The organism is Mycobacterium sp., assembly GCF_035314905.1.
GTDB lineage: Bacteria > Actinomycetota > Actinomycetes > Mycobacteriales > Mycobacteriaceae > Mycobacterium.
The window spans coordinates 1-7159 of record NZ_DATFYW010000207.1; the positions used below are offsets into that span (position 1 = coordinate 1).

The 7159-nt window shown below is 68.6% G+C and carries 10 protein-coding genes; 5 read left to right on the forward strand and 5 right to left on the reverse strand.

Annotated elements, in window-relative coordinates; translation table 11 throughout:
* Together VKG81_RS18515 and VKG81_RS18520 are read right to left on the reverse strand one after the other, a co-directional pair.
* Nucleotides 1-1664, reverse strand: a 1664-nt coding sequence (locus tag VKG81_RS18515) for a TIGR00374 family protein (RefSeq protein WP_324398038.1), incomplete at its 3' end; no start/stop codon positions are given.
* Nucleotides 1665-1772: 108 nt separating this feature from the next.
* Nucleotides 1773-2204 (reverse strand): nuclear transport factor 2 family protein, encoded by a 432-nt coding sequence (locus VKG81_RS18520; protein ID WP_324398039.1) that lies wholly within the window; start codon nucleotides 2202-2204, stop codon nucleotides 1773-1775.
* 104 nt (nucleotides 2205-2308) lie between these two features.
* On the opposite strand from VKG81_RS18520, the gene VKG81_RS18525 reads away from it, so the two are divergent.
* Nucleotides 2309-3403, forward strand: coding sequence for an amidohydrolase family protein (locus tag VKG81_RS18525; RefSeq protein ID WP_324398040.1), 1095 nt, complete (start codon nucleotides 2309-2311; stop codon nucleotides 3401-3403).
* A 16-nt stretch (nucleotides 3404-3419) separates the two neighbouring features.
* Entirely contained in the window at nucleotides 3420-4193 is a 774-nt protein-coding gene (locus tag VKG81_RS18530) for a class II aldolase/adducin family protein (RefSeq protein WP_324398042.1), read from the forward strand.
* A 10-nt stretch (nucleotides 4194-4203) separates the two neighbouring features.
* On the opposite strand, the gene VKG81_RS18535 is transcribed toward VKG81_RS18530, so the two are convergent.
* Nucleotides 4204-4599, reverse strand: coding sequence for a nuclear transport factor 2 family protein (locus VKG81_RS18535; RefSeq protein WP_324398044.1), 396 nt, complete (start codon nucleotides 4597-4599; stop codon nucleotides 4204-4206).
* A gap of 243 nt (nucleotides 4600-4842) precedes the next feature.
* Between VKG81_RS18535 and VKG81_RS18540 the strand changes: the two genes are divergently transcribed.
* Nucleotides 4843-5115, forward strand: a complete 273-nt coding sequence (locus VKG81_RS18540; RefSeq protein WP_324398046.1) for a hypothetical protein — start codon at nucleotides 4843-4845, stop codon at nucleotides 5113-5115.
* Between the two features lie 140 nt (nucleotides 5116-5255).
* On the opposite strand, the gene VKG81_RS18545 is transcribed toward VKG81_RS18540, so the two are convergent.
* A complete protein-coding gene (locus VKG81_RS18545; protein ID WP_324398047.1) occupies nucleotides 5256-6101 on the reverse strand; it encodes an SDR family oxidoreductase in 846 nt (281 codons plus the stop codon).
* A 74-nt stretch (nucleotides 6102-6175) separates the two neighbouring features.
* Between VKG81_RS18545 and VKG81_RS18550 the strand changes: the two genes are divergently transcribed.
* Nucleotides 6176-6499, forward strand: coding sequence for an intersectin-EH binding protein Ibp1 (locus tag VKG81_RS18550; RefSeq protein WP_324398049.1), 324 nt, complete (start codon nucleotides 6176-6178; stop codon nucleotides 6497-6499).
* 16 nt (nucleotides 6500-6515) lie between these two features.
* Here the strand turns inward: VKG81_RS18550 and VKG81_RS18555 are convergent, their stop codons facing one another.
* Entirely contained in the window at nucleotides 6516-6737 is a 222-nt protein-coding gene (locus tag VKG81_RS18555; RefSeq protein ID WP_324398051.1) for a (2Fe-2S)-binding protein, read from the reverse strand.
* A 106-nt stretch (nucleotides 6738-6843) separates the two neighbouring features.
* On the opposite strand from VKG81_RS18555, the gene VKG81_RS18560 reads away from it, so the two are divergent.
* A partial coding sequence (locus VKG81_RS18560; protein WP_324398053.1) for an SDR family oxidoreductase occupies nucleotides 6844-7159 on the forward strand: 316 nt, incomplete at its 3' end.

Consider the following 7159-nt stretch of genomic DNA (forward strand, 5'->3'; position numbering starts at 1 on the left):
AGATTCTTGAAGCGCACCAACCCGTCGGCGCAGGCCCACAGTGCGGTGGCCGCTCCGACGTACGTCAGCGCCGACACCGCGAGCCCGAGCAATGCCCACCACCAGTTCGCGGTCCGCAGCTCGGAGAAGAACGTCGGCACCGTGCTGATGAACGGGTAGGCGACGTAGACCAGCGCCCCCAGCAATACCAACTGGATGATCTGACCGCGGGTGAACCTGGTGATCTGTTCGGCTTGGATCTGGCCGGCACCGGTCTGGCGCATCACCTCCTCGCGGGCGGCGGAGATGACGGCGCCGGCGTCGGTCAGCGAGTCCCGGATACGCGACGGGACACCGGATTTCGAAAGCCTGCGCGAGGCGGTCAGGATCGCGTCCTTACCGAAGACGCCGATCGCCGCGCCGACCGAGGACTTCGCGTCGTACAGGTCGGTCGTCGTCACCAGCAACTGGGCGACATCCGATTGGAGCTGGGCGTCGGTGGCGCCGTATTCGGCGCTGCCGAACCCACCGAACAGCGCTTTGCCGTTATCGGCCGTGATCTCCCTGCTGCGCAGGTCACCATGAGAGATCTGCCGGTCGTGCAGAATGCCGAGCGACTCCCAAACCCTGTCCACCGGCGTCGTCTCGGCGCACTCGTTGATCGGGGTTCCCCGCGCGGGGCTGTGCGCATACAACGTCCATCCCCGCTCGAGCGGGGCGACCGCCATCGGCGTGGTGTTGGCAACACCCAGATCACCGATCGCGATCGCCATCAGCGCGCGGTGCTCGACGGCGCGGCGCATGGAGGCCTGCAGGGGTGAGGTTTCGCTGCCGCGCAATCGCAGCTTCCGCCAGACCTGGCGCAGCGCACCGCCGCTGCGTTGGTTCGGGCCGTACATCTCGACGATCGCGACCGAACCCGGGCCGTCCGAGCGCGCCGACAGCACCAGCGGCCCGGGGCCGCCCGGCCGCACCACCGTCAGTGAGGTCGCCGCGAATCCGCGCCTGCCCAGTGCCCGCACCGCGCCGTCGAGCGGTACCTCCAGGGCGGGTGTGCCCACGACCAGCACGACCAGCGCACCGACGAACCAGCCCACCGCGAGCCCCAGCAACGAGCGGGCGGGCACCACGGCGCTGACGACCAGATGGATCGGCACGAACGCCAGCAGCAGCGTCCACCACCAGCGGCGCCAGCGTGCCGGCAGCCAGGGGCCCGACACGGTGAGCACCGCCGCGAGCATCGCGATCCACCGCGGGTCGTCGAGGAACTGCGCCAGCACGGTGTCGAGCCGATCGGACAGGTCGAAGTGCCATTTCGGCGCAGCGATGCCGTTGCCGCTGATCGACAGCGCGAGAATGGCGATGATCCCGGCAGCGGCGTACGCGCCGAGAAGTTTCCATTGGCGTGCGGCGATCAGCCCGATGAGGATCGCGAACGGCAACGCCAGAATCGCGATGCCGTACGCCAGATAAACCAGATTGGACTGGGTGGGCGTGAGAACTCCGACGATCCCCGAGATGGATTTTTCGAGCGCGACCCACCCGTTGCGGGTTATCAGCGAACTCGTGATCACGGTCACCACGGCCAGCGCCGCCAGCACGAGCCGGAGTATGTCGTTGGTCCGTCGGGTCAGCGGTTGCAGCAAGTCACCGGAAACGGTGATCTCCCGCCCGTCAACTCGCATGTTGCGACGATCCTTCGGATCGGCTCGTGGGCCGCAACTGTGAGCGGCTCGCCGACAACTTAACCGGACATCTGCGTGGACGGTTCTGAAATGTCTCGAAACGGACCTCTAGTGGCTTGCCGTCAAAGCCCGGGCGATCACGCCGGGATGGCGGCCCAGCTTGAGCCCGAGTGGCACGGCCAGCATGGTGAGGCCGAGCCAGGGTCGCAGATGCGGGCGGATGCGCCGGATGCGGCCGGCGTCGTCGAGTTCGACAACCATCGCGTCGGTGACACCGACTCCCGCGACCCGTCCCTCGCTCACTGCGACACGGGTTTGCCCCTGGCCGATGAACTCGCGCCAGTGCAGTCCGCGCAGGCTGCCGAACGCGGCGCCCACGAGTACGCGCAGGTCGGCGTGCCCGCGGAAGACCATCCGGCCGAAGAGCGGCGAGACGAGCTCCGCGTCGGGCGCGAGCGTGGCGACCATCCCGTCGACATCGTTGATCCGGGCAGCGCCACAGAATCCGGCAACCGCGTCGGTCGCTGGCGTCGACCCCACCGGCGCCTCCAATCACCTGCCATTGCTGCTTGACTGCCTTCTCAATCGTTCCTAATTTACTATTTTAGGGATTTACATCCCGGCCGCCTCGGCAAGGGGGTCCGATGTCGCTTGTGATCGACGCCGATGGGCATGTCGAGGAGACGCTTCCGGAGCTGGTCGACGCCATCCCCTCGGCCATGCGGGACAGCGCGATGCAGTTCGTCACCGAAGCGGGCGGCTTCGTCACCTATCGCATCGAGGGCCGGCTCTGGCGGTCGAGATATCCGTTCCCCGGTGGGCTGCAAAACCACGTGTCCGCCGGCGGCGAGCGACGCGAGGGCGGCCGCGATCCCATCGTTCGTCTGCGGGTTCTCGACGACGAGGGGATCGGCGCCGCGGTGCTGTATCCCAGCGTCGGGCTGATGTTCGGGCTGCTGGACAACCCCGACGTCGCGGCCGCACTGTGCGGGGCGTACAACGATTGGCTCGCCCGCTACTGCGCCGCCGACCCGAAGCGTCTGATCGGGGTGGCGCTGCTGCCGCAACAAGACCCGCGCCTGGCGGCGACCGAACTCGAGCGGGCCGTCACCACCCACGGGTTCGTCGGCGGCGTGATGCGACCCAACCGGATCGGCGGCCGCACCGCCGACCACCCTGACTTCGACGTGTTGTGGAGCACGGCCGCGCGGCTCGACGTTCCGGTGTCGTTGCACGAGGCCTATCTCTCCGGCATCGACACCATCGGCCTTGACCGTATGTCCAGCTACGCCGGCTGCCACATCGTCAGCCACGTCTTCGAGCAGATGGCCGCGATGGTCAACGTCACGTTGGCCGGGATCTTTCAACGGTTCCCCGGCCTGCGGGTGGGGTTCCTCGAAGCCGGTTGCGGGTGGGCGCCGACGTGGGTGGACCGCATCGAGGAGCACTACGAGCTCGCCCCGGGCGACTACCGCGGGGGAGACCCGCGTGGCACCGTCAACACACGGTCGTGGCTGACGTTCGAGATCGAGGAGCCCGGCGTGGTTGCGGCACTCGAGCATGGCTGGGCCGGCAACGTCATGTTCGCCTCCGACTACCCCCATCACGACGCCGTCTTCCCGGGAGCGGTGAAGAGCGTCGAGGACCGGGGGTTCGGCGACGCGCTGGAACGCAAGGTGCTCGCCGACAACGCCCTGGCGTTCTACGGCACTCGGCTGCGCCAGATCGTCGGCACGTGAGAACGGGAAGCCCGGCGTGACAAGCACCGACACGAACCGACCGACCGCGATGCGCGCGATGGTCGTCACGAAACCCATCGCTCCGGCCCTGCCCGAGCTCACCGCCGCCCAGGAGCTGGCGTTGCTGTGCCGGTGCCTGTTCGTCGAGGGCTACGACGACCATCTGGCCGGCCACGTCACCTACAAACAACCCGACGGGACGTTCCTGGTGAACCCGTTCGGCCTGACCTGGGACGAGGTCACCGCGAGCGACATCATGACCATGGACGCCGACGGCAACGAGATCGCGGGCCGGTGGACGATCACGCCGGCGATCACGCTGCACGTCGAATTGCACCGCGCCCGCGACGATATCGGGGTGGCGATCCACAACCACTCGCGGTGGGGAACGCTGTGGGCCGATCTGGGGCGGGCCCCGGAGATCTACGACCAGACCGGCGCGCTGTACCACGGCGGCGTGGCGTTCTACGACGAGTACCGGGGCACGGTCGACGACGCCGGCAACGCCCGGGCCGCGGCCGCGGCCATCGGCGACAGCAACGTCGGCCTGCTCGCCAACCACGGCGTGGTCGTGCTCGGCCGCGACATCGTGCAGGCCTACCTGCGGGCCATGTCCTTCGAGTGGCGCTGCCGCCAGGCCTGGCACATCGCCGCCGCCGGGGGCGGCGTGCCGATGAATCGCGATGCGGCGCGCACCTACGGCGAGTTCTTCAACACCCACCCGTTCACCGGGCTCTTCGAGGCGATGGTGCGCCGCGAGCTGCGCAGGGACCCCGGGGTCTTGAACTGACCGATCCCCATCAGGTGGCGCGAGCGCCCTCCACCGGGCCTTCGGCCCCCGGCTGCTTGACGAACACGCTGACGTGGTTGATCAGGCCGTCGTCGCCGCGCTCGAACAGGATGCACTCGGGGTACTCGGTGAGGGTGCCGTCGACCTCGAAGGTCTCGCTCAGCTCGACGTAGGACACCCGATCCGATGCATGCGACACCCGCTGCACTGTCAGCTGATAGCCCCGCAGCGAGGTGATCACGCCGCGCAGGAACGCGACGTAGCCCTGCTTGCTCTCGACGCGATCACAGAACGGGCCGTCCCGGGTGAAGCCATCGTCGGAGATCGTGGCGGCAAGGCCATCCCAGTCGTGGGCGGCCATGCAGGTCAGGTAGCGCTCGACCGCGCCTGTGCCGATCTCGCTCAAGTCGCCGCCTCACCGCCCGTCACCACCCCATCACCGAAGCTTTGTCCGCGCCGGGGTACTCGTCCAGTGGTGAGGTGGGTTTCGGCGCACTTCCGGAAGGCGGCCACCAGCCGGCTTCGGTCGCCGGCGAGCACGGCACGCTGCCCGCCCACGCCGGCCCGCGCACCATCGAAGAATTCATCGCGCCCACGATCACCGAGGCGGCAGCGCGCCGGACGGCCACGCCCGCGAGTCATCGCGCTGGTGTCGGCGGCGGTCACCGATGACGCCGACGCCGTCCGCGCCCGGGCCGCCGGGAGTCTGGCCATCTACGACCAGATCCCCTCCGACCAGAAGGTCCTTGCCCGCGAAGGCCTGTCCAGCGTCGTCGAGCTCGCCGTGATCGGGACCGCATCGGCGGTCACCGGCCGCCTGGCGGCCTACCTCGACGCCGGCGCCACCGACCTCGCGCTGGTCCCGCTGCAAACCGAACCCGCGGATCTGCAACGACTGTGGGACGTCGCCGCCGCGCTCTGACCGAAAGTGATATCACATGCGATATCACTTTTGCGCTTCACACACCCGACCTCCCAGGTGCTGCCGTGGCGGGTGTGGCTCCTGGGGCACCGGAGAGCCTACCGCCGGGGAACCCAGTTCCCGCCGGGCGCCGCGAGTTGTCAGGGCGCGACGGGCCGGTTCGTCCATTCCCGGTCGGGCCGGCTCGACGAGCGGAACCATCCGCCGGCCGCGCCGGTGCCGCCATCGGTCGGGATCGTATGGCCGGTGACGAACGCCGACAGGTCCGACGCGAGGAAGAGGATCACGCCGGCCTGGTCCTCGGGCAGCCCCATCCGCCCGACGGGAACCCACCGCGGCCACTGCGTCTGCTCCTCGGCGGACAGCCACTGCGAATAGGGCACCTGTAGCGATTCGGTGACGTCGGGGCCGATCGCGTTGACCCGCACGCCGTCGCGGCCCACCTGGACGGCGAGGCTGCGGGTGAAGTGAATGACGGCAGCCTTGAAGGCCGCGTAGACCGGATCCTCGGGGTAGCCCCGCAAGCCCTCCACCGAAGAGACGTTGACGATCGCGCCGGCGTGCCGGTCGACCATCGCCGGCAGGAACGCGTGGGTCACCAGGAAGACGTGGTGCAGGTTCACCCGGTAGAGCTCGTCCCACAGTTGCGGGTCGGTGTCGACGAACCTGCCCGGGTGCCGCAGCCAGTGGCCGACGTTGTTCACGAGAACATCCACCCGGCCGTAGCGATCCAGCACCGATCGCGCGAGCCTGGCGACCTGGTCGGCGTCGCGGACGTCGGTGACGACCGCCGAAGCCGACCCACCGGCGGCCGTGATCTCGTCGGCGGTCTGCTCGCCGCGATCGGCGTCGCTGTCGGCGATGACCACCCGGGCGCCGTGTTGCGCGAACAGCCGCGCGGTCGCGGCACCGATGCCGCCACCGCCACCGGTTATCAGCGCGATGCGGTTGGCGAGCAGCGCGCCGGATTGCCGAGCCTCGTTCATATTGGCCGCACTTCCCGGGCGGGTTGGCAGGATATAAATACTAAGCGTCAGCAAAACTACAGAAGGGGTTGAGCATGGCGACTTTCTCATTGCGGGCACGGCGGCTCGTTGTCGCCGGAGGATTCGCAGTCGCGATTGCCATCGCCCCGGTGATTGCCGTCGCCGCGGGATCCGGCGCGGCGCGACCGGTCGCTGACGACTGTGCCAATGGCGAGTCGATGGACGTGTACTCGATGGCCTGCGTGCCCGACGTGGTCCCCAACACCGGCGCGCCCAGCGAGAATGCGCTCACCCAGTGCAGCGGCGGCGACCAGGGTCAGTGCATCGCGAACGAGTATTACGGGCCGGGCAACGTCCAGGTGCCGAACGTCAGCACCAGAGTTCAGCAGAGTCCGTAGCTCCGCCGGACGAACCTCAGCCCGCCTTGCGGGCCAATTGCTTCACCTTGCCCCAGAACGGCTTCGGGCCTGACGACTGGCCCTGCGAAGCGATGATCGCCCGTACTGTCTGCCGACAACGGCCGCACGCGCTGCCGGCGCCGCAGGCGGCCGCCACCTGCTTCGACGACGCGGCGCCATTGGCGACCGCGTCCCGTACCGTCTCGGACGTTACGCCCATGCACAGGCAGACATACATAAGAAGGTAAGGCTACCTTAACCGCCGCCGGCGGTAAAGTGCGACGCCTTACTGGAAGTCTTACGATAATGATTCCCGGCACTCGCGATGTCCTACAGTGACACCCATGTCCGAATCCGGCGCCGAGCGCGTCGCACTGGTAATCGGCGGCGCATCCGGCATCGGGTGGGCGACCGCCAGGGGGCTTGCCGCCGAGGGCTGCCGTGTCACGATCGCGGACCGCGACGCTGCGGGCGCCGCGGCGCGGGCGGGTGAGCTTGGCGAGCCGCACGTCGCGGCCGGCGTCGATGTCACCGACGAGGAAAGTGTCGCAGCGTTGTTCGAGCGGGTCGGACCGGTCGATGTCGTCGTCAACACCGCCGGATTCAGCAACTTCGGCCGCATCGTCGACATGCCGGTCGCCGACTTCCGTTCCGTGGTGG